17 protein-coding genes are annotated in these 18,445 nt (G+C 40.2%); 6 read left to right on the top strand and 11 right to left on the bottom strand.

Annotated features, from left to right (window positions below; translation table 11 throughout):
• Window positions 1-103 precede the first annotated feature (103 nt).
• From I6J03_RS09315 to I6J03_RS09330, 4 genes are all read right to left on the bottom strand, one after another.
• Window positions 104-553 (bottom strand): hypothetical protein, encoded by a 450-nt coding sequence (locus I6J03_RS09315; RefSeq protein ID WP_039990183.1) that lies wholly within the window; start codon window positions 551-553, stop codon window positions 104-106.
• A 580-nt stretch (window positions 554-1,133) separates the two neighbouring features.
• Window positions 1,134-1,421 carry a chitin binding peritrophin-A domain-containing protein gene (locus I6J03_RS09320; protein ID WP_081445153.1) on the bottom strand — a complete coding sequence of 96 codons (288 nt, stop codon included), beginning with the start codon at window positions 1,419-1,421 and terminating at the stop codon, window positions 1,134-1,136.
• Between the two features lie 21 nt (window positions 1,422-1,442).
• On the bottom strand, window positions 1,443-1,700 hold the full coding sequence (locus I6J03_RS09325) for a carbohydrate-binding module family 14 protein (protein WP_003009843.1): 258 nt from the start codon (window positions 1,698-1,700) through the stop codon (window positions 1,443-1,445).
• Window positions 1,701-1,719: 19 nt separating this feature from the next.
• Window positions 1,720-2,766: a DUF1573 domain-containing protein gene (locus tag I6J03_RS09330; protein ID WP_003009846.1), complete on the bottom strand. Its 1,047-nt coding sequence runs from the start codon at window positions 2,764-2,766 to the stop codon at window positions 1,720-1,722.
• A gap of 189 nt (window positions 2,767-2,955) precedes the next feature.
• Between I6J03_RS09330 and I6J03_RS09335 the strand changes: the two genes are divergently transcribed.
• Complete coding sequence (locus I6J03_RS09335; protein ID WP_003009849.1) at window positions 2,956-3,660, top strand: hypothetical protein; 705 nt, start codon at window positions 2,956-2,958, stop codon at window positions 3,658-3,660.
• A gap of 228 nt (window positions 3,661-3,888) precedes the next feature.
• Here the strand turns inward: I6J03_RS09335 and I6J03_RS09340 are convergent, their stop codons facing one another.
• Window positions 3,889-4,584 (bottom strand): outer membrane beta-barrel protein, encoded by a 696-nt coding sequence (locus I6J03_RS09340; protein WP_003009852.1) that lies wholly within the window; start codon window positions 4,582-4,584, stop codon window positions 3,889-3,891.
• 187 nt (window positions 4,585-4,771) lie between these two features.
• Between I6J03_RS09340 and I6J03_RS09345 the strand changes: the two genes are divergently transcribed.
• Window positions 4,772-5,827 (top strand): aminotransferase class I/II-fold pyridoxal phosphate-dependent enzyme, encoded by a 1,056-nt coding sequence (locus tag I6J03_RS09345; protein ID WP_201694333.1) that lies wholly within the window; start codon window positions 4,772-4,774, stop codon window positions 5,825-5,827.
• A gap of 54 nt (window positions 5,828-5,881) precedes the next feature.
• On the opposite strand, the gene I6J03_RS09350 is transcribed toward I6J03_RS09345, so the two are convergent.
• Window positions 5,882-8,338 (bottom strand): glycoside hydrolase family 2 TIM barrel-domain containing protein, encoded by a 2,457-nt coding sequence (locus I6J03_RS09350; RefSeq protein WP_003009859.1) that lies wholly within the window; start codon window positions 8,336-8,338, stop codon window positions 5,882-5,884.
• A gap of 366 nt (window positions 8,339-8,704) precedes the next feature.
• Between I6J03_RS09350 and I6J03_RS09355 the strand changes: the two genes are divergently transcribed.
• From I6J03_RS09355 to I6J03_RS09365, 3 genes are all read left to right on the top strand, one after another.
• Window positions 8,705-8,989, top strand: a complete 285-nt coding sequence (locus tag I6J03_RS09355) for an HU family DNA-binding protein (protein ID WP_037461054.1) — start codon at window positions 8,705-8,707, stop codon at window positions 8,987-8,989.
• 20 nt (window positions 8,990-9,009) lie between these two features.
• A complete protein-coding gene (locus tag I6J03_RS09360) occupies window positions 9,010-9,846 on the top strand; it encodes a tetratricopeptide repeat protein (protein ID WP_003009868.1) in 837 nt (278 codons plus the stop codon).
• A gap of 302 nt (window positions 9,847-10,148) precedes the next feature.
• Window positions 10,149-11,702 carry an Rne/Rng family ribonuclease gene (locus tag I6J03_RS09365; RefSeq protein ID WP_003001733.1) on the top strand — a complete coding sequence of 518 codons (1,554 nt, stop codon included), beginning with the start codon at window positions 10,149-10,151 and terminating at the stop codon, window positions 11,700-11,702.
• A 27-nt stretch (window positions 11,703-11,729) separates the two neighbouring features.
• Here I6J03_RS09365 and miaA read toward each other — a convergent pair whose 3' ends face one another.
• The 3 genes from miaA to I6J03_RS09380 form a co-directional block, all read right to left on the bottom strand.
• Window positions 11,730-12,632: a tRNA (adenosine(37)-N6)-dimethylallyltransferase MiaA gene (gene miaA, locus I6J03_RS09370; protein ID WP_236586222.1), complete on the bottom strand. Its 903-nt coding sequence runs from the start codon at window positions 12,630-12,632 to the stop codon at window positions 11,730-11,732.
• A gap of 50 nt (window positions 12,633-12,682) precedes the next feature.
• A complete protein-coding gene (locus I6J03_RS09375; protein WP_003009879.1) occupies window positions 12,683-13,855 on the bottom strand; it encodes a Gfo/Idh/MocA family protein in 1,173 nt (390 codons plus the stop codon).
• A gap of 61 nt (window positions 13,856-13,916) precedes the next feature.
• A complete protein-coding gene (locus tag I6J03_RS09380; RefSeq protein WP_003009882.1) occupies window positions 13,917-14,696 on the bottom strand; it encodes a hypothetical protein in 780 nt (259 codons plus the stop codon).
• Between the two features lie 114 nt (window positions 14,697-14,810).
• Between I6J03_RS09380 and def the strand changes: the two genes are divergently transcribed.
• Window positions 14,811-15,389: a peptide deformylase gene (gene def / locus I6J03_RS09385; RefSeq protein WP_003009884.1), complete on the top strand. Its 579-nt coding sequence runs from the start codon at window positions 14,811-14,813 to the stop codon at window positions 15,387-15,389.
• Between the two features lie 11 nt (window positions 15,390-15,400).
• Here def and I6J03_RS09390 read toward each other — a convergent pair whose 3' ends face one another.
• Together I6J03_RS09390 and I6J03_RS09395 are read right to left on the bottom strand one after the other, a co-directional pair.
• Window positions 15,401-16,024 (bottom strand): trimeric intracellular cation channel family protein, encoded by a 624-nt coding sequence (locus tag I6J03_RS09390; protein WP_003001750.1) that lies wholly within the window; start codon window positions 16,022-16,024, stop codon window positions 15,401-15,403.
• 56 nt (window positions 16,025-16,080) lie between these two features.
• Window positions 16,081-18,438, bottom strand: a complete 2,358-nt coding sequence (locus I6J03_RS09395; RefSeq protein ID WP_003009892.1) for a GAF domain-containing protein — start codon at window positions 18,436-18,438, stop codon at window positions 16,081-16,083.
• Between the last annotated feature and the right edge of the window lie 7 nt (window positions 18,439-18,445).

The following is an 18,445-nucleotide window of genomic DNA, read 5'->3' on the forward strand; positions in this document are numbered from 1 at the left end:
TGGTTAATAATTTGATGTCGCAAAGATATAAAAATTGATAATGATTGAAATATTCCGGCACACATACCTCCGGTTTGGATCTGTTTCTCCGGATAAAAACGCCCTATTTCCAGGGATGAAAATCCTCCCTGTTATTTAAATCAAATTTTGCAGAATCTTTGAACGGACTGCCTTCAGATATTGAAGCCCATTTGTAAGAATATGTCCCGATTAATGATTTGTAATTGTCAGATGCGCCAATGACTTGAACCAGAATCGTATAATCTCCGGAAGGGACGGCCTTTGTAAAGTCTTTCGTCGCATACTTTACGTACTTAGGCATGTCAGAAAAAATATGATACACTGTATTCTTGTTTATCTCTTTTGGAAAATCCTTAATAGGAATAACAGCTATATCACAAAATATATACCCATCTCCGGTTATGACTTTATCTCCGTTAGTTAAAGTCGCCACAATGTCGATCATACCATGCGGAGGTGAAGCTTCATTTTTGGAGCAAGAGGAAAAAGTCGTTAATAATGCCAGAATAAGGATGGTGTAGTAGTTTTTCATAATTTATAGTTAAGGAGTAAATATATAAAAAATTCAAAAGTTAACCTCTTTACGGGAACCCCTTTTTTCAGGTTCTGGGCAGGCCGTATTTTCGTGCCTATGAAAAAGATAGTATTAATTTTGGTTGTTTTAAGTTCATTATTGGCATGTACAAAATCTGAGGTAGAAAATCTTTCAACTGGTGCTAGAGGTTTTACCTAGAACGGAAACAGATTGTACGATGGCCCCAAGGGCGGATGTTATTATAAAAACTCCAATGGCAATAAGATGTACGTAGATCGAAGCTATTGCAATTGCAAATAAACTAAAAGCCTTCAACCTAAATTGGTTGAAGGCTTTTATATTTAAAACTTATATCCGACTGATATGCCAAAGCCTTTGTTTTTGCATTCTCCTTTAGGCTTGTAAGAGCCCCATTTCGGTTCCAGATTGGCCATACCCCATTCTGCGTTCAGCTGGAATGTATAGGTATTGAAAAAAATTAATTTTCATTTTTTATTGAGCCTAATACCTTTTGACCTTCATTTGCAATCGTTGGTAAAATCTTTAAAGGCTCGTAAATGTATCTTTTATTTAATTATCAGGCATCTATAGGACCCATTTCTCCACAAGGAGGGGGGGCATTTTCCCGAAAGTCGCACATATTCAATGCTTCATTGTATATAAGACCTGTAGGGCAAAAAGAGAGAATAGTTTCTGATGTATAATCTTCCTGACAAATATAGAATCCGGGGCAATATAGGGGGTGCGGATAAGTTCCTGCTAATTTTCTTTTGCAAAAATCAATATCCATTTCAACTGAAATTTGACTGGAAAGTGTAGATGTGAAACATAGACACATCGTAATTAAAGATAATAATGTTTTCATAATATTAAAATTTTAGTGAAATTATTTATCAAATTCTGCACAAGGTTTTTTCAGGAATTCAGGTCTCTCACACACGTCATAATCCGGATCGTATAATAGTCCTTCAGGACACATTAATACTGATGTTCTTTTTGAAATACACAAATAGTATGCTCTGCAATGTGTAGGGTGAGCATATCCTCCATCCTCTTTATTTTCACAAAAATTAGGATCAACTGGAATTGCAGATACAGCAATGGTTAGAAAAAAACTGATCAAAATTAAAGATAACTTTTTCATAATTTATAAAGTTAGAGTGTTAATTGATTAATATTCTGAGATTATGATGACCTATATTGCTTTTAATATTTATAGTTTTATCAAAGTTTTTGGTGTTTTCTACTATTTTAACATACATAAAAACAGAGCTTTTTGGAAGAATTTGTTGTTTTGGAAGCTCAATTGTATAGCAAGAACAATCGACAGTAACATTTTTTAGTTGTATGATTTCATTAAAATAGTTCGTTAGTCTAATTTTAACGACATTGTTTTTTAGATCTCTTTTATTAATTATATAGGAGCACCCATCAATGCCAAAACAAAAGTTTTTAATTTCATTTTTTTTATTATTTCTGAATCTTAGAAGATCAACTTTAAATTGATCATACAAGGCTGAGTCTAGATTTGAAAATTCCGTTTTTTCAGCAAATGAAGCATATTCTGATGATTTTATCGAATCGCCTTTTTCATAATAATACTTTGAAAGTAAATAGTTTTTGTAGAAATAATTAATACTATCCTTTGATAGGATCTGTGAAATTAAATTCGAGTAGTTCTGTATAGTATCAAATTTTCGTAAATGAAAAATGTCGTTTATATATTCGGTCTTCTGATCAGGTGATAACTTTAAATCTTTAAACATGTTTTTTGAGGAAGTTATCCATACGTTTTTATTTTTTTCAAAATAATCAATGTGGGATTGAAATATATCCATTCTCCCGGAAGAAATAAGTCCTTTAAATTCTCCCTTGTTATTAAAAAACAAAATATTGGGAAAAGACATTTGACGAAGAATTGCATTAACATATTTATTTCTTTTATCTCTTTCTGATATTGAATAAATAGAGACTGGATATTTAAATTCGGCGTGATTGTTCTTATTTAGAGAATCGACTAGTATTTTGACTTTTCTTTTAAATGGGATACAGATTTCGCAATCAGATGATGACATGATAATTATTTTGTTGGAAATTTTATCTTGCATTATTTCGTCCAACGACATTAGTTCGTTTAAATTAAGTTTAATCTCATTCTTTTTGCATGAGAAAAGACTGCAGATTAATAATATTATTAGTATTTTTCTCATAAAGTGTTGGTTATCATTTAAAAATATAATTTTCAAATATATAGATGTTTTTGAAATTTTATTTAAAATGAAGAAATTTTTTATTAAACTTTTTTCAAAACCTAATGTCTAAAGGATTATAAGGATTCGAAATCTTTAAAATTCGTACTTCTCATGCTTTGAAAGAGACTAATTATTTATATTCTAATTATGCAAAATCTCAGTTTTAAAATTTGTGTTAAGAATAAGCTAACTTGCTTGGTGTTACGGTTAATTCTTGTCTTTATTGTTCCCGCATCTATCTGCAAAGGCCAGATTATAGTAGATGGAAAATTAAATGATTGGAATAAGAGTTCATTTAGTTTTGATTCCAATAATACACTTTATTATGCTATTGCAAAGGATGTACACAATTTATACATAGCAATTAAGAAGGATGAAAAACTAATCAAAGTAACTGCAAGTAAAACAATCGGTGGAATTCAACTCTTTATTAACGGACAAGGTGAAAGAGATACAATAAATGCTTTAAATATTGGTTATCCGGTAGGAAGCTCAAGTAAACTGGATTTTGATCAGTTTTTTCTAAATAATGCTGGTGATTTAAAAAAACCGAGGCTACACTCCATATATAATGACTTCGGAATAACAGTAGCAGTTCAGGCAACTTTTGACAATGAATTTTTAAAAACGTATTCATGTGAATATAGAATTCCTATTGAATCCATAAATCCCAGAGGAAAGGAAATCTGGATTTGCTTCATGCTGAAAGGTTTGAGGTGGAAAGGAAAAGGGCCTTCTCCCTACGGTATGGGGACTATTGTATCAATATCAAAAGATTTGAATAAAGATGATGTTTATGATGCAATGGATTGGTCCTATACATGGATTAAGGTTGATCTATCTAAGCTATAATAATTGACAAAGAATTTTAAACTGCTATTTTGAGCATTCTTATCTGGGTATGATAATAGTCTGTAAGACGGTATAAAAACCTGCTTATTCTAATAACAAAGTATTTTCGTTCAGGATCTGTTATACTAACAGATCCTGAACTTAGTTTCTTTTATAATGATAGATAAGAGGGCTTGATTCCTGTTTTGCAGATGAGACGAAGGGTTAAGCTCTAAGCAGCTTTTATATTTAAAACTTATATCCGACTGATATGCCAAAGCCTTTGTTTTTGCGTTCTCCTTTAGGCTTGTATGAGCCCCATTTCGGTTCCAGATTGGCCATACCCCATTCCGCATTCAGCTGGAATGTATAGGTATTGAAAAGATCATATCCTATAACCGCACTTGTGCCGTAATCCCAGGGTTTACCGTAGATATAAGTGCCATAATCGGTAGCAGAGTCATCATTTTTAAATTTTATATCACCTTTATTGTCGATCATAATATCCCCTATCAATACGGATTCGTCAGCTTTCCATTTCCCTCCCGTGCCGTAGGCAAGATAAGGGCCTACTCCCAGGATAAGACTTCCCGGTCCAACCTTTGGTTTGTAAAGAATATGCAGAGGAAGTTCGATATAAGATACATTTGCATTAAATCCTTTGCTGAAACCTATAGATCCGGCATCGGCTTTATACCCTTTCCCGGAATAGAGGAGAGAAGGCTGTACATAAAAGTCACTTATGACAGGAATATCTGCGCTGATGCCGATGGAGAAGCGTGTGACGTATTCGGTTTCAAGTTCAATTTCCTGTTCATTCGTGGCATTGAGTGCGGTAAAATTAACTCCTGCTCTGGCTCCCCATTTGATCTGTGCCTGTAAACTATTTGTAAAAGAGATAATCATTAATGACAATGCTGCTGCATAAAGTTTGAAGATGTTCATAGATTCAGTGGTTTTTTATCTGTTAATTAAAGGTTTGCGAATATAACGGTTATTTTTTCTAAAATGCTACACCATATCTGTATAAATGTGGGATTACAGTGTCTCCGGAGCGATTGAAATTTAAATAATGATGTATATTTGATACATTATCTGCATAGCATTATCCTCATAAACTCTATTCCGCAAAATGGATACATTTAGACATTTGAATCAACCTACAGGACGCCAGATACAGCTTCATGATAAGGAATACCTCTTTTTTGGAGGTACGGCGTATCTGAGTCTGCTCAATGATCCGGCTTACATGGAATTGTTTATAACTGGTGTAAGGAAGCTGGGATTGAATAACGGGACTTCCCGCAATAATAATGTGCAGCTAGGCATCTTTGATGAAGCAGAGAAAGCTATATCCCGAAGATTTGGATTTGAGGATGCTATTCTGGTATCCGGCGGATATCTGGCAGCACAGATGGTTGTCAAAAATCTGGCCGGTGAAGGAGAGTTTATCTATGCACCGAATAGTCACCCGGCACTGTGGCTGTCCGACAATCCCGGTATCCGGGGTGAATTTGCAGACTGGGCAGCACATACCGTCGCCTATATCAACAGCTCAGACCAAAAGACTTTCGTTCTGATCAGCAATACGTTGGATAATATGAAGCCGGAGCGATATGATTTTAAAGCCTTCAGGCATATTGATCCCGATAAAAAGGTTATTCTTATACTGGATGATTCGCATGGTATAGGAGTGATAAACCGCAACCGGACATCCGTCGCAGTAGAAGAGCTGGTACAGGAAAATCTGGAAGTCATTCTGTTAGCTTCTCTGGCCAAAGGAATGGGAACAGATGCAGGTGTGATTTTCGGCTCCCCGCAACGCATTGCAGCATTGCGATCCTCTACGTTCTATACCGGAGCTTCACCCAGTTCTCCGGCATCTATGTATGCCTTATTACATGGTGAAGAAATCTACCACAGACAGTTTGATCTGCTGCAGCAGAATATTGCGTTGTTTGGCAGTCTGGCGGGAAACAGGCTTTCGCATATTCCAGGCTTTTCCGTATTTACCTCTGCCAGGGTTGAGTTATATCACTTTCTGTTGCAGAGAGGCTTTGTGGTCTCAAGCTTTCCTTATCCGCTGGCAACCGATCCTTTGCTGAACAGAATAGTGATCTGTAGTCACCATACAGCATCGGATCTGCAACAACTGGCTGATCATGTAAACGATTTTACAGATCAGTAATATTAATAAATATCTTTTATTCTCCGCAGCTGTTAAGAGCTGCGGTATATAATACTATTTAATCGTTACAAAAGCAGTTTCCAGTCCTTTGACTTTGACGGCAAGAACACTGGAACCTTTATTTTTGCGGATCTTAATCATAGCACGTCCATTAAAAGCCTGTACGTAGCGTGAGCCTGAAGAAGTTCCCTGATCCTGCACCAATACGCCGTCTCCGGCCAGTTCAAAAAGTACATAGTCTTTCGCATCCAGACAGGCTGCGCCCTCTGTATCTGTCAATTGTACTTCTGCTAAGACTTCGTCATTGGAGAGTTTACTGGTTTTGGTTGTAATACCTGCAGGTTTACTCCATTTTTTTGTTTGGTAAAGTTGATTGATCTCATCAGTAACGGTCTGTTTGCCTTTTTTAGCAATCACTCTGATGTGATTTTCGCCTTCGCGGAAAACAGTATTCCATCGTAGTCCTGCTGCGGGAAAATCTGCTGAGTTCCGTTTTTTCGTACCCAGACTTTTCCCGTTGAGAAATAATTCGGCCACATCAGCATTGGAATAAACCTTGATCATTTTCTGTTCATCGGCTTCTCCCCAGCGAATAGGCCAGGAATGTCCGTATATATGAGCCATAAGGTCTTTGGTCCAGTAGGACTGAAAAACATAATATGACTCTTTTTTTGTAAAATCCCGCTCTACAACACCCTTCTGATTCACATACGGCACCGGATTATCTGGTCGCACAGGAGTGGAGAAGTCTTTAAACGGCCAGTAAGCCGATCCGGTGAGCCAGGGCATATGCTCCTGTTCCTTGAGATGCCAGTCTATCAGATTGCATATGTAGCTTTCACTCCAGTTGCCGTCTTTGGATGCTCTGGTCGCACCTCCGTAAAGAGAAGCATCGCCTGCCCGTTCATCAGCGGAGGTGCTGGACGTAAGTTTGGTGAGCCCGTTGTCCGGATTTTCATCGTGCCTGCGGGCATGACTGTCTCCTCCCCATTCAGCATGAATAAAATGTGGCACCTGTTTGAATTCGGCCTCGGATACAGATTTATAGTCGGTATACTGACCTCTGTACCAGCCTGCCCAAATGGACGGAGAATAGACATCTACAATGTCCTTACAGAAATCACAGCGGCGGATAGCCGTCTTGCGGGTATCATCCAGACTATGGGACAGGTTGTGCAGCTCTTGCATAAAAGCCCTGATCTGTTGTTTGTCAAATGTGGGAAAGTCATTCGGCCAGTCATTTTCATTTCCCATCCCCCACAGAATAATGCTGGGGTGGTTATAATGCTGTTCGATCATGTTGCGAAGCATACGTTTGGCTTGTTCCTGATAGACAGGGCCACCCAGGCCACCTCTGCACCAGGGAATCTCCTCCCAAACCAATATGCCCAGACTGTCACAGGCATTGAGAATAATACGGGACTGCTGATAATGTCCGAGCCGGATAAAGTTGACTCCCATGTCTTTCATCATTTTCATTTCCTGCAACATCATCTCTTCGGTCATAGCTGCCCCTACTCCGGCATGATCTTCGTGCCGGTGTGTTCCTCTCAATAGCAGACGCTCTCCATTGAGCCGGAAAGGACCGTTGTCTGCAAATTCGAAATGCCGAATGCCGATAGTTGTGCTGTGGCGAAAAGTCTGACCGTTGTAATTCCCCTGTATATGTAAGGTATAGCGGTTGGGTTGATCAGGTGACCAGAGTTTTGGCTTCTGCAGCCTGATTCCGGGAAGTGTAATTTCTTTGCTCAGCGACTGGCTGCTTGTGTTTTTATAGACTGTCTTGCCATCAGGAGCTGTAAGTTCTACTGTAATATCCCCTTTTGTCTGCTCTGTCTGCGCATATAGCCGGAGTGAAACTGAAATATGAGCTGATTTGCTGGCGAGGTCATAAGTTGGTGTTGCAAATACCTGCCCGACTGACACAGCAGGAAGATACAGCAGATTGAGGTAGCGGTATATACCACCATATATATTGAAATCCGACAGATCGGATGGTATCATTTCAGTGTCTCTGGAGTTGTCTGTGCGAATGACCAGCGGGTAACGACCCTTATATTGTTTCTGGAAAGCGGCATTCGCTGCAAAAGCTTTGACGGCTTCGGTGATGTCGACGGTCCATTCGTCATATCCGCCCACATGCTCTCCAACGAGCTGATCATAGAGGTAGACTTTTGTTTTTTGCCCTGCGCCTTCAAAATGTAAGAGTGTACGTCCGTTGGGATAAGGATTCCGGATCGCCAGCGTATTTCGGTACCAGGCCGGTCCCTGATAATAGTTTTCAAACGGAGCGACTGCATCAGTCGCATTATAGCAATGGGGCAGCGTAACTTTGTGCCAGACGGGAACACTTTCGGAAGAACCCTGACTGTATGGCCGGATCGCCTCCCAGATATTGCCCAGATCATTTCGCACAAAATCCCAGTTTTCATTCAGGCGTATGCTCTCTTGTGCGGTATTGAATTGCATAGACGCAAAGATCATGTAAACTAACAGCAGGTATTGTCTCATAAATAGGATATAAAGTCTAAAAATAAGAAATGAAAGCGGGCAAAGGGAGGTTTGGAAGATATGAATTTGCGAAAACGTTTAAGTTTTACGCATAAAATTTGCGGGCTTCAGGTTTCACGTGAAAAGATAATTTTACAAAATAACTCTTTGATATTCAAGGTAAAAAGTTGTACTTTTGTCGTTCGTTTACGATTGAAAACAGGAGTCGCTTGGGGATAAATACTTGTTAATGATGCATTTTTGCTGTCATTTTCATTAAAAAACGCAGAAATAATTTCCAAAGCTCGTTTTAAAGCAATACCTTTGCGTCCCCAAAGTGCTGTGTGCCTAAGGGTTGAAATACAAAATAATACAGTAAAAACAGATATGACTAAAGCAGAAATTATCGCAGAGATCTCTAACAAAACGGGTTTAGAGAAGGTAGATGTACAAGAAACAGTAGAGGCATTCTTCAAAGTAGTGAAGAACTCCATGATCGGCGGAGAAAATGTTTATGTAAGAGGTTTCGGTAGCTTCGTAGTGAAAAAAAGAGCTGAAAAAACTGCAAGAAACATTTCGAAAAACACAGCAATCATTATTCCTGAGCACTTCGTTCCAAGTTTCAAACCTGCAAAAGTGTTTGTTGAGAAGGTAAAAAACGGGAATAAATAATTCAACGAAATAATTTCATCATGCAAAAGACCAAGCAAATTGTTGTTATTGCCTTAATAGTTCTCCTTGTAGGAGCCCTGTTGGCGCAGCCAATAAAAGGTCTGGTAGATGGTAAGGAAGAAGCTACAAGTACCAAAGGTACTGAGGCTTCTTCTGTCGTTAATTTAGATGCGATCTCGCAGGCATCCAAACAAGGATTAGATGCTAATCTGATTCAGGATATCGCAGATCTGGAATCTAAAGTAAGTAAAGCTTCTGGTGAAGATAAAATTGCGCTTTATCAGCAGTTGGCTCAGAAATGGGATGATGTTGCAAAACCGGCTCCTCAGGCATTAATTTATGAGGAAATGGCAAAAATTTCTCCTAAATTTGAGTATTGGTTGAAAGCCGGACAGGCTTATCGCGCTGCCTATACAAATTTACAGGATACCGTATTAGCTTCGGCACTGAATCAAAATGCAATTCATGCATTTGAGAAAGCAACTAAACTGGATGCGTCCAATCTGGATGCCAAGACAGGTTTGGGTGCTGCTATGGTGACGGGTACGAATAATCCTATGGCTGGTATCGCGATATTGCGTGAAGTCGTAGCGAAAGAACCAAAAAACGTAGAAGCAAACAAAACACTGGGATTGTTTTCACTGCAGTCCCGTCAATTTGACAAAGCAATCGATCGTTTCAAAACGGTTATCGAGCAGAAACCCGATGCGGAGTCCTACTTTTATTTAGCCACAGGCTATGAAAACATTGGGATGAAGAGTGATGCTATCGCTGCTTTTCAAAAAAGCAAAGAACTGGCATCTGATCCTTCACTCTCTCAATTCATCGATAAACGTATCGAAGAATTAAGCAAGTAACATATTATTTTATAATCATTTAAAAACATTAAAGCTATGCCAAGCGGAAAAAAAAGAAAAAGACACAAAATGGCTACTCACAAACGTAAAAAACGTTTAAGAAAAAATAGACACAAGAAAAAATAAGCTTGTGGGGTTATGACAGTTATTAATTCATATTGCTAACTGAAATAACAGAGTACAATCGATGGATCTGCAGTCGTGGATCCATCGATTGTATTTTTTCATTAAACGGGAATTATGTTTCATCGGTGCCCGTCCGGGCGGAGTTCGGACAGGAAGGCATCCAAAATATGTAGCTGTTGGTAAAGGAATTAATTATCGATTCTACCCCTGACAAAGGGGTAACTATTGCTTTACTACAGGATAAACAGCTTGTTGAACTAAACAAGGAGCAGGCAAACAACAATTTTTCCGTCGGTGATATTTACCTGGGAAGAATAAAGAAGATCATGCCTGGTCTCAATGCAGCTTTCGTAGATGTAGGTTACGAAAAGGATGCATTTTTGCACTATCTGGACCTCGGTCCGCAGGTGCAGTCGTTACTCAAGCTAACCCGTATAGTAAAGAATGGCAGTTATCAAGAGAAACTGCTCAATAGTTTAAAACTAGAAAAGGACATCGATAAGGCAGGTAAAATTTCGGATATCTTGAGCCGGAATCTGTTACTACCTGTTCAGATAGCCAAAGAGCCTATCTCTACAAAAGGACCGCGGTTGAGTTCGGATTTATCCATCGCCGGAAGATTTGTAGTATTAGTCCCTTTCTCGAGTACAGTTTCTATTTCGAAACGAATCAAAGGAAGCGCCGAACGTACACGCCTCAAAAAAGTAGTGGAAGGAATCAAACCTGCCAACTTTGGAGTGATTATTCGGACTGTTTCTGAAGGTAAAGGGGTTGAAGAGTTGCAAAAAGACTTGTTAGACCTGATTTCGAAATGGGAATTATTTACCAAACGCCTTAGAACTGCAGAACCACCCCAGAAAGTGTTGGGTGAGATGGATAGAGCTTCTACCATTTTGCGCGATATCCTGACGGACGAGTTTACGCATATATATGTTAATGATCCTGTTATCTACGAAGAAACAAAGTCGTATGTACAGGAGATTTCTCCGGATCTGGAAAAGATAGTCAAGCTTTATAAACATAAAGAACCTATCTTCGATCACTTCGGAGTAGAAAAACAAATTAAGGCCTCTTTTGGCAAGACGGTCAATTTGCAAGGTGGTGCTTATCTGGTAATTGAGCATACTGAAGCCTTGCACGTTGTTGATGTAAACAGCGGTAACCGGACTGCCAATAAAGAAAATCAAGAAGACAATGCGTTGCTGGTCAATAAGGAAGCGGCGCGCGAAATAGCAAGGCAATTGCGTTTGCGGGATATGGGAGGTATAGTGGTGATCGATTTTATCGATATGCACAAACCAACTAATCGTAAGGAATTATTTACTTACCTACGCGAATGTATGCAGGCCGATCGTGCCCGTCATACGATATTACCGCCAAGTAAATTTGGATTGGTACAGATCACACGGCAACGTGTACGCCCGGAAATGAGCGTAGTGACTAATGAAAAATGTCCGACCTGTAACGGTACGGGCGAAATCCGATCCAGTATCGTACTGATGGACGATATTGAAAGTAATTTGAGTTTTATTCTGCAGGAACAAAACGATAAGGGAATAACACTATGTGTACATCCTTATATAGAAGCCTACATTAAGTCTGGTTTTGTATCGAAAAGAATAAAATGGTTTATGAAGTTTGGAAGGTGGATCAAAGTAAAAGCCGTCTCTTCATATAGCTTAACGGAATTCCATTTCTTCAATGCGAAGGATGAGGAAATCAAGTTATAAGATATTCTAAAAAGGGGGTAGTATTCACTATCCCTTTTTTGTGTTTAATATTTCTTCACACATCTGCTCCGTACTGCCGTACTCCAGCCAGTGAATCTGTATATTGTCTTTTTCCATTTTGCGAAAATACGTCATTTGTCTTTTGGCATAGCGATGTATCTCTGTTTCTAATTTGGTAAAACAGGCTTCCCAATCCAGATCTCCCGAAAGATAGTGGGACATATACTTATATTCCAGTCCATAATATTGAAGATCATCATGGGTAACACCGCGGGACAAGAGATGCTGTACCTCTTCTGTCAATCCCTGATCAATACGTTGCTTCAGTCGCTGTGATATTTTTGCTCTCCGGATCTCTACCGGAGGATCGATGCCAAATACCTGGTAAGGAAAAGGGATGGAAACAGGCTTTGCCAGTGTCTGATATTTAGCTAAGCCGGCTAAGATTTCTAATCCGCGGATCATGCGTTTTCGGGTGCTGATATCAATCTTCAGGTCTGCAGGAATCGATTGCTGATCTAGTCGGGTCAGTAACTCTTCCCTAGACAATGTCTCCAATTCTTCCCTCAATTCTGCATTAACGGGAACATGACTGTATGGTTTTTCCTGAATAACAGATTGAATATACAGACCTGTTCCTCCGCAGAGTATAGGTTGTCTGCCGCTTTTGACAATATCGAGATATGCTTTTTGAAAATCATGCTGAAAATGAGAGAGGTTATATTTCTCCCCGGGCTCGCATATATCGATTAAATAATAGGGAATATCTTCGTATTCTTTAAGGTCCTTGCCCGTACCGATATCCATATGTCTGTATACCTGACGGGAATCTGCGCTGATAATAGCGCCATTTATTTTTTTGGCCAATGCAACAGCCAATGCTGTTTTACCGGAGGCAGTAGGGCCGAGTATAATAATTACATTTTTCACCGGAACAGCAGATTGCTCCGATGAAAAATGTAAGGAATCAGGTCCGTTTATCACACGACAAATTTAGTCCATTTTTCGTTACCTTCATTATTCTGAACGACAGTCTCAATAAAAGCCATACCTCGTACACCGTCCTGTACATTTGGAAAATCCAAAGATTCAGCAGAGGGAGTGAGGCCTTCACGCTTCGCAGATACTGTCAGAGCAAAGTTCCGGTATATGTTCGCAAAAGATTCCAGTAATCCTTCCGGGTGACCTGCCGGAATACGGGTATTATGCGTAGCAAATGAACTTAATGTATACGGAGCAGCATATGCATTACCTGTACGGTAAAGCTGACGAGGCTGATCCAGCATTTTTATAATAAGGTTGTTCGGATCTTCATTCGCCCATTCCAGACCTCCCTTTTCTCCATAGATACGGATGCGTACAGCATTCTCCTCTCCTGCCGATATTTGAGAAGCCATCAGAACACCTTTGGCACCGTCTTCAAATCGCAGTAATACCGAACCATCATCATCCAGTAAGCGACCTTCCACGAAAGTGGTCAGGTCCGCACATAGTTCCGTGATCTTCAACCCCGAAACGTATTCTGCCAGATGTGCGGCATGTGTGCCAATATCTCCCATAACCAATGATTTGCCGGAACGTTTCGGGTCCGCACGCCACGCAGCACCTGCATTACCTTCCCGTTCAGAAAGACGGCTCAGCCATCCCTGAGGGTACTCTACAACAATCTTGCGGATTTTGCCGAAATGTCCTTCTCTGACCATCGCTTTGGCTTGTTTAACCATAGGATAACCGGAATACGTATGCGTAAGGCATAATGTTCGGCCTGTGCTTTCTACAATAGATTTGAGTTCCTGCGCTTCTTCCAGAGAAACAGTCATCGGTTTTTCCACTACCACATCAAAACCATTTTCCAAAGCAAGCTTTGCCGGACCGAAGTGTAAAAAATTAGGGGTAACAATGGTGACAAAATCCATACGCTCACCTTCCGGTAAAGCGGCTTCTTTGGCAATCATTTCTTCATAATTTTCATAGATACGGTCTGGAGAAACAAATAATTGCTCTCCGGATTCTCTTGAAATCTGCGGGTCAATACTAAAGGCTCCACAAACCAATTCTATCTTTCCGTCCATAAATGCGGCAATGCGGTGAACAGCACCAATAAAGGCGTCTTTACCTCCGCCCACCATGCCCATGCGTAGTTTACGTTTCATCTCTTTTAGCGTTTTAAAACTTAAGTTTATAGTGTTAAATATACACAATACAGGACTTCTTTCATAATGTTAGTACCAATTTGGCACTTCCGCTATTATACTTGAGGTAACCTGCGGGATAAGTATTCATAATGATATCTTCCGTTTTTTCGGAGAGAAAATACCTTTTCTGATCTGCAATCCAGTATTTCTGTGCAGGAATGGTATAGCTCTTTTCAAAGCCGATACGTTCCAGACTGGATTCCTGTGCCCAATCCAGATCTGTATAGGTCATAATATCGCCTGGATTAAAATCCTGCTGAAAAGCACGGATCAGTTTGCTGATGCCTCCGATCACAATATAGGGTTGCTTGTGGCAGAACCGTATCAGTTCAAAGGAGCGATAGTCCTTAGGTTTGTCATGCATGCGACGGCCACCCGAAAAAACAGCGATAGAAATCAGTTCTCCGTCAGCGAACAAACCATATCGGTATTTACCGGGCATCGCATCCTGCAGGTGATATTCCTCCTGAAAGGCCATTGAAATCCGCTTATCTATACGGGCGGCCACGGTATTACGGGCATATATGCGCTTGCCCTGTCCATCCAGTGTACGAATACGATCCACAATTTTTCGTTCAACTCTCTCAAGCTGGTCTATATCCAGATGAATATTATGCGTGAGATGCGCCGGCTCTTTAATTCGTTCTGTTGCTCCGGCCAGATAGACGTAAATCTGATAAGCGAAGTCCGTCCCGGTAATAAGGAATATGTCCGCATCGTAAACCTCTAAACGGAGTTCCTTTCCTATGGAGGTGGCAAGTTGTTGCATGAAATGGCGGGTCTGCTCTGTGTCGGACATATATACTTTGGATCAAAGTACAAAAGTAAAGGATACAATCGGATTAAATAAAAGCTTCCTGATATTTGGGTCATAAAAAATATTGGTAACTTTGTACCCACAAAATTTAATAAGATGAAACTGCCAATCGTTGCGTACGGAGATCCGGTCTTGAGAAAAAAGACACAAGAGATAGATGAAGATTACCCGGAGATCAAAGAACTGATCGCCAATATGTATGATACCATGTATGCAGCTCATGGAGTCGGTCTGGCAGCACCTCAGATCGGTTTGGCGATCAGGGTATTTGTGATAGATGCATCTCCGTTTGCAGAGGACGATGATGAAGATAAGTCACTGAAAGATTTCAAAAAGGTCTTTATTAATCCGATTATAGTGGAGGAAACAGGAGAGAAATGGGGATTTAATGAAGGTTGCCTGAGTATTCCGGATATCAATGAAGAGGTGTTCCGTCCTGCTAACGTAGTTATTAATTATCTGGATGAAAATTTTGAAGAACATGAAATCGAACTTTCTGGTCTGGCTGCACGTATTGTTCAGCACGAATATGATCATCTGGAAGGGAAGCTTTTTACAGATAAACTGGGGCCTTTGAAAAAGGCGATGCTTAAAGGAAAACTGGATGCAATATCTAAAGGACTGATCAGAGTCGGATATAAAATGAAATTTCCGTTTGAAAAGAAAAAACGTTAAGGAGCAGATCCTTAACGTTTTTTGTATTCGCCTACTGCAGGCAGAAAAAGCCGGTATTTGATAGAGACAATACGGACAACAAATACAACTGCTGCGCCAATAAATGCACACCACGAATTATTGAGTCCCGTGTTGCGCAGCAGGATAAAAGTAATAGCCCCCGCCAGACAGGCTGTAGCATAGATTTCTTTTCGGAATATGAGCGGAGTCTCGTTCATCAGCGTATCACGTATCACTCCTCCCAGAACGGCAGTAAACATACCAAATACAACTGCTGCTATGGTACTGCTGTCATAGATCAGGGATTTTTGCACCCCTACAATGGTGAAAAAACCGATACCTATGGCATCAAATAAAGAAAGGGTACGTGCATATTTGTCCAGTCGCTCATTTGCAAGGAGAGCGATGCTAACCCCGATCAGAATGGCCACAAGGTAGTTTCCGTCATTGACCCATACAGGGCGCAGATTGAGAAAAATATCCCGGAGTGATCCGCCGCCTATAGCGGTAACAAATCCCAGAAAAGTAGCGCCAAACATATCAATGTTCTTTCTGTTGGCTGCCATTGCTCCGGATATAGCAAAAAACATCGTTCCGACCAGGTCACTGTAATATATGTAGTTGGCGTCTGTCATCTGAAAAATTTGAATTCAATAATAAACAAATTTGCGTAGCTATGTAAGGAAGAAGTTTATTTTTTAACAGGACTGTCCGGATTTATACCTACTCGCATTGCTCTCAGCCCTTCCACTCCCTGAACTTCCTCCAAATCCAATTCCTCAATACCCGGCAACAGTAGATGGGTCGCCTGCAAAGATTGTATGCTTTCACGCAATTCTGAGGCCATTTCCTGAGAAAAATATACAATTGCAATTTTATCCGGTTGTGTAAGGCGCTCGAGTGAATGCCTGATCCGTATTTTGTCTATTCGTTTTTTAATAATCTGGTACCGGATATTGTATGATCCCTCCACATCAAATCTTCGCTCATCACTACGAAAGCTGATGTCAATATTGCTGGGGTTAACAAAAATAAGCTGTGTCGTCTGTAGCGGTATTTTTAATTGAGGTTGCATATGATGCACTAAAATCCCGATCCTTGCCATAGTGATAAGTTGCTGAAGACGAAATATCCGGATGATCTGCGGATCAAATGGTTGTAACGGGGTAATGGATTCGCCGACAAAGATATCATACTCGATGCCGTCTGTTCTGAACTTTTCAAAGTAAGAAGGATAGTTCCCCTGTACAAAAGCGTTAAGAACATCCAGTTCCTGACTAATGACGGCATTAAGCTGTTGCAAGGAAATCTCAAATTCATTCTGAAAGCAATCGTTGTGTATCTCATTGCAACTTATCTGATTTTCGTAAGATGAGATAAGCGCATCTGTTTCGGCACTATGATGCCTGACCTCCTCAAAAAACTGATTAAGATCTTTTCTGAAAAACTCTACAATCTTAAGGAGTGCCTCATCAAAGGGCATAATGGAAAATAACTTTCCGGATTGTCGCATCTTATCCATGAATGCGCTGACGGCAGGCGAGTCATCAATATTCTGAATCTTTAGAAGGAGTTCTTCCAGTTGCTGATGCTGCAGATTAAAATCACGCTGTACCGCCTTGCTTCTCAGTACAGAAGAATCTCTGACGTCTATAGCACCGTATAAAGGATACACATCCCTGAAATATATGTCTTGTATTTTTGAATTCGGGACATTTGCCGCAAGATCTCCAAGATATTTAGCCGCAACCTGGTTAAATTTCCATTGTACTGCCGGTTGCAATGCTGTAAACTGTTCTGTGATCACTTTGTCAAGCCTGTTTTTGAATTCCAGAGAGAGATCAAAAGACAATTGAGAAAGTAGTGTCGCTATATGACGAAGTCTTGGCAGGATGCTTTTATCCAGCATTTTTCCATTAGTAGAATAGATCTCCAGTACACCTGACAGCGTATTATTGTAGTATAGGGGCAGACCTAAATACGAATTTATCCCTATCTGTTGAAGTGCACTGGTGAGCATAGATTCGGAATCTATCATGCCATCCACCAGATTATAGACAATGGAAAAGGGGGAATGCAGATATTCGTAGATAAAATTAGGACTCTCCTCCCTGAAGATATTTTGTAGCTGTCCGAACAATACACTTTTATGCGTGAAGTCAGAATTGACCACGGGAGAACCATTAAGATGGAAAAGAGGGAACAGACTGAATTGTACTTCAGAAACGCCAAGAAGTATTTTAATAAACTGATCAAGCTTTTGAAAATAATGATTTGTCTCGTAAAGAGACAAGTTGGTCATCATAGACTTGATATGCTGTGTGACGCGTTCTTCAGTGACATCCTGAAAAGTCAAAAGCGTGAATCCCGAAAACTCAAATTTAGTAATATCAAGCACCTTGCTGAGTTGGGACCAGTCCGTGTTTGCTGGATTTCGCTGTTCTTTTAACTGTCTGTAGTCTATGGCAGGCAGGTCACCTTTCACCTGAATATCTACAAAAGTGTAATCCGTAATCAGGTCATAATAACTGTTTACTGAGCCATCCTCATTCTTTAATGTGTACAGGATCTTATCTTTTTCGGTATTGGGGAATCCATAGAATCGCTGTAAAACCAAGGCATACAGATGGCGGATCTGCGGATCTATCTCACGGACTATAAAAGCTGTTTCCTGCCGATCCTCCTCCTTGAGGTTTCTGTCCAGGAAGGAGTAAAGTGCGTCTGTACCATAGGCAACCGTTTTGCTGGCCGGGAGCCCGATTCCCCAAAGTGTATCCTGATTGTTTGCCATCAGGGATACGGTCAGGTTGTATATCAGATGAAATACCTCATCATAAGCGGCCATATTGTCCAGCGAAAGTTTTCCGCGCTTGTGCTCTACTTCTCTGATTCTTTTTAAAGCAAATTCAGGAAGAAGGCGTTTGTGCGGATCAGAAGTCTGGACGATATTATCCAGATAATTGAAAAAGGGTTCGCAGGAAAGCTCTTCTTTAAGAACCGGCCAGTAACCAGCTTCTTCCCTGTGTATATCTTTTAAATACGATTGCATATTCTCT

The sequence above is a fragment of the Sphingobacterium spiritivorum genome, from assembly GCF_016724845.1.
In the GTDB taxonomy this organism is placed as follows: domain Bacteria; phylum Bacteroidota; class Bacteroidia; order Sphingobacteriales; family Sphingobacteriaceae; genus Sphingobacterium; species Sphingobacterium spiritivorum_A.

Coding starts and splice junctions, on each gene's coding strand:
- I6J03_RS09315 (WP_039990183.1), bottom strand. CDS start 553: ATGAAAAACTACTACACCATCCTTATTCTGGCATTATTAACGACTTTT.
- I6J03_RS09320 (WP_081445153.1), bottom strand. CDS start 1,421: ATGAAAACATTATTATCTTTAATTACGATGTGTCTATGTTTCACATCT.
- I6J03_RS09325 (WP_003009843.1), bottom strand. CDS start 1,700: ATGAAAAAGTTATCTTTAATTTTGATCAGTTTTTTTCTAACCATTGCT.
- I6J03_RS09330 (WP_003009846.1), bottom strand. CDS start 2,766: ATGAGAAAAATACTAATAATATTATTAATCTGCAGTCTTTTCTCATGC.
- I6J03_RS09335 (WP_003009849.1), top strand. CDS start 2,956: ATGCAAAATCTCAGTTTTAAAATTTGTGTTAAGAATAAGCTAACTTGC.
- I6J03_RS09340 (WP_003009852.1), bottom strand. CDS start 4,584: ATGAACATCTTCAAACTTTATGCAGCAGCATTGTCATTAATGATTATC.
- I6J03_RS09345 (WP_201694333.1), top strand. CDS start 4,772: ATGGATACATTTAGACATTTGAATCAACCTACAGGACGCCAGATACAG.
- I6J03_RS09350 (WP_003009859.1), bottom strand. CDS start 8,338: ATGAGACAATACCTGCTGTTAGTTTACATGATCTTTGCGTCTATGCAA.
- I6J03_RS09355 (WP_037461054.1), top strand. CDS start 8,705: ATGACTAAAGCAGAAATTATCGCAGAGATCTCTAACAAAACGGGTTTA.
- I6J03_RS09360 (WP_003009868.1), top strand. CDS start 9,010: ATGCAAAAGACCAAGCAAATTGTTGTTATTGCCTTAATAGTTCTCCTT.
- I6J03_RS09375 (WP_003009879.1), bottom strand. CDS start 13,855: ATGAAACGTAAACTACGCATGGGCATGGTGGGCGGAGGTAAAGACGCC.
- I6J03_RS09380 (WP_003009882.1), bottom strand. CDS start 14,696: ATGTCCGACACAGAGCAGACCCGCCATTTCATGCAACAACTTGCCACC.
- def (WP_003009884.1), top strand. CDS start 14,811: ATGAAACTGCCAATCGTTGCGTACGGAGATCCGGTCTTGAGAAAAAAG.
- I6J03_RS09390 (WP_003001750.1), bottom strand. CDS start 16,024: ATGACAGACGCCAACTACATATATTACAGTGACCTGGTCGGAACGATG.
- I6J03_RS09395 (WP_003009892.1), bottom strand. CDS start 18,438: ATGCAATCGTATTTAAAAGATATACACAGGGAAGAAGCTGGTTACTGG.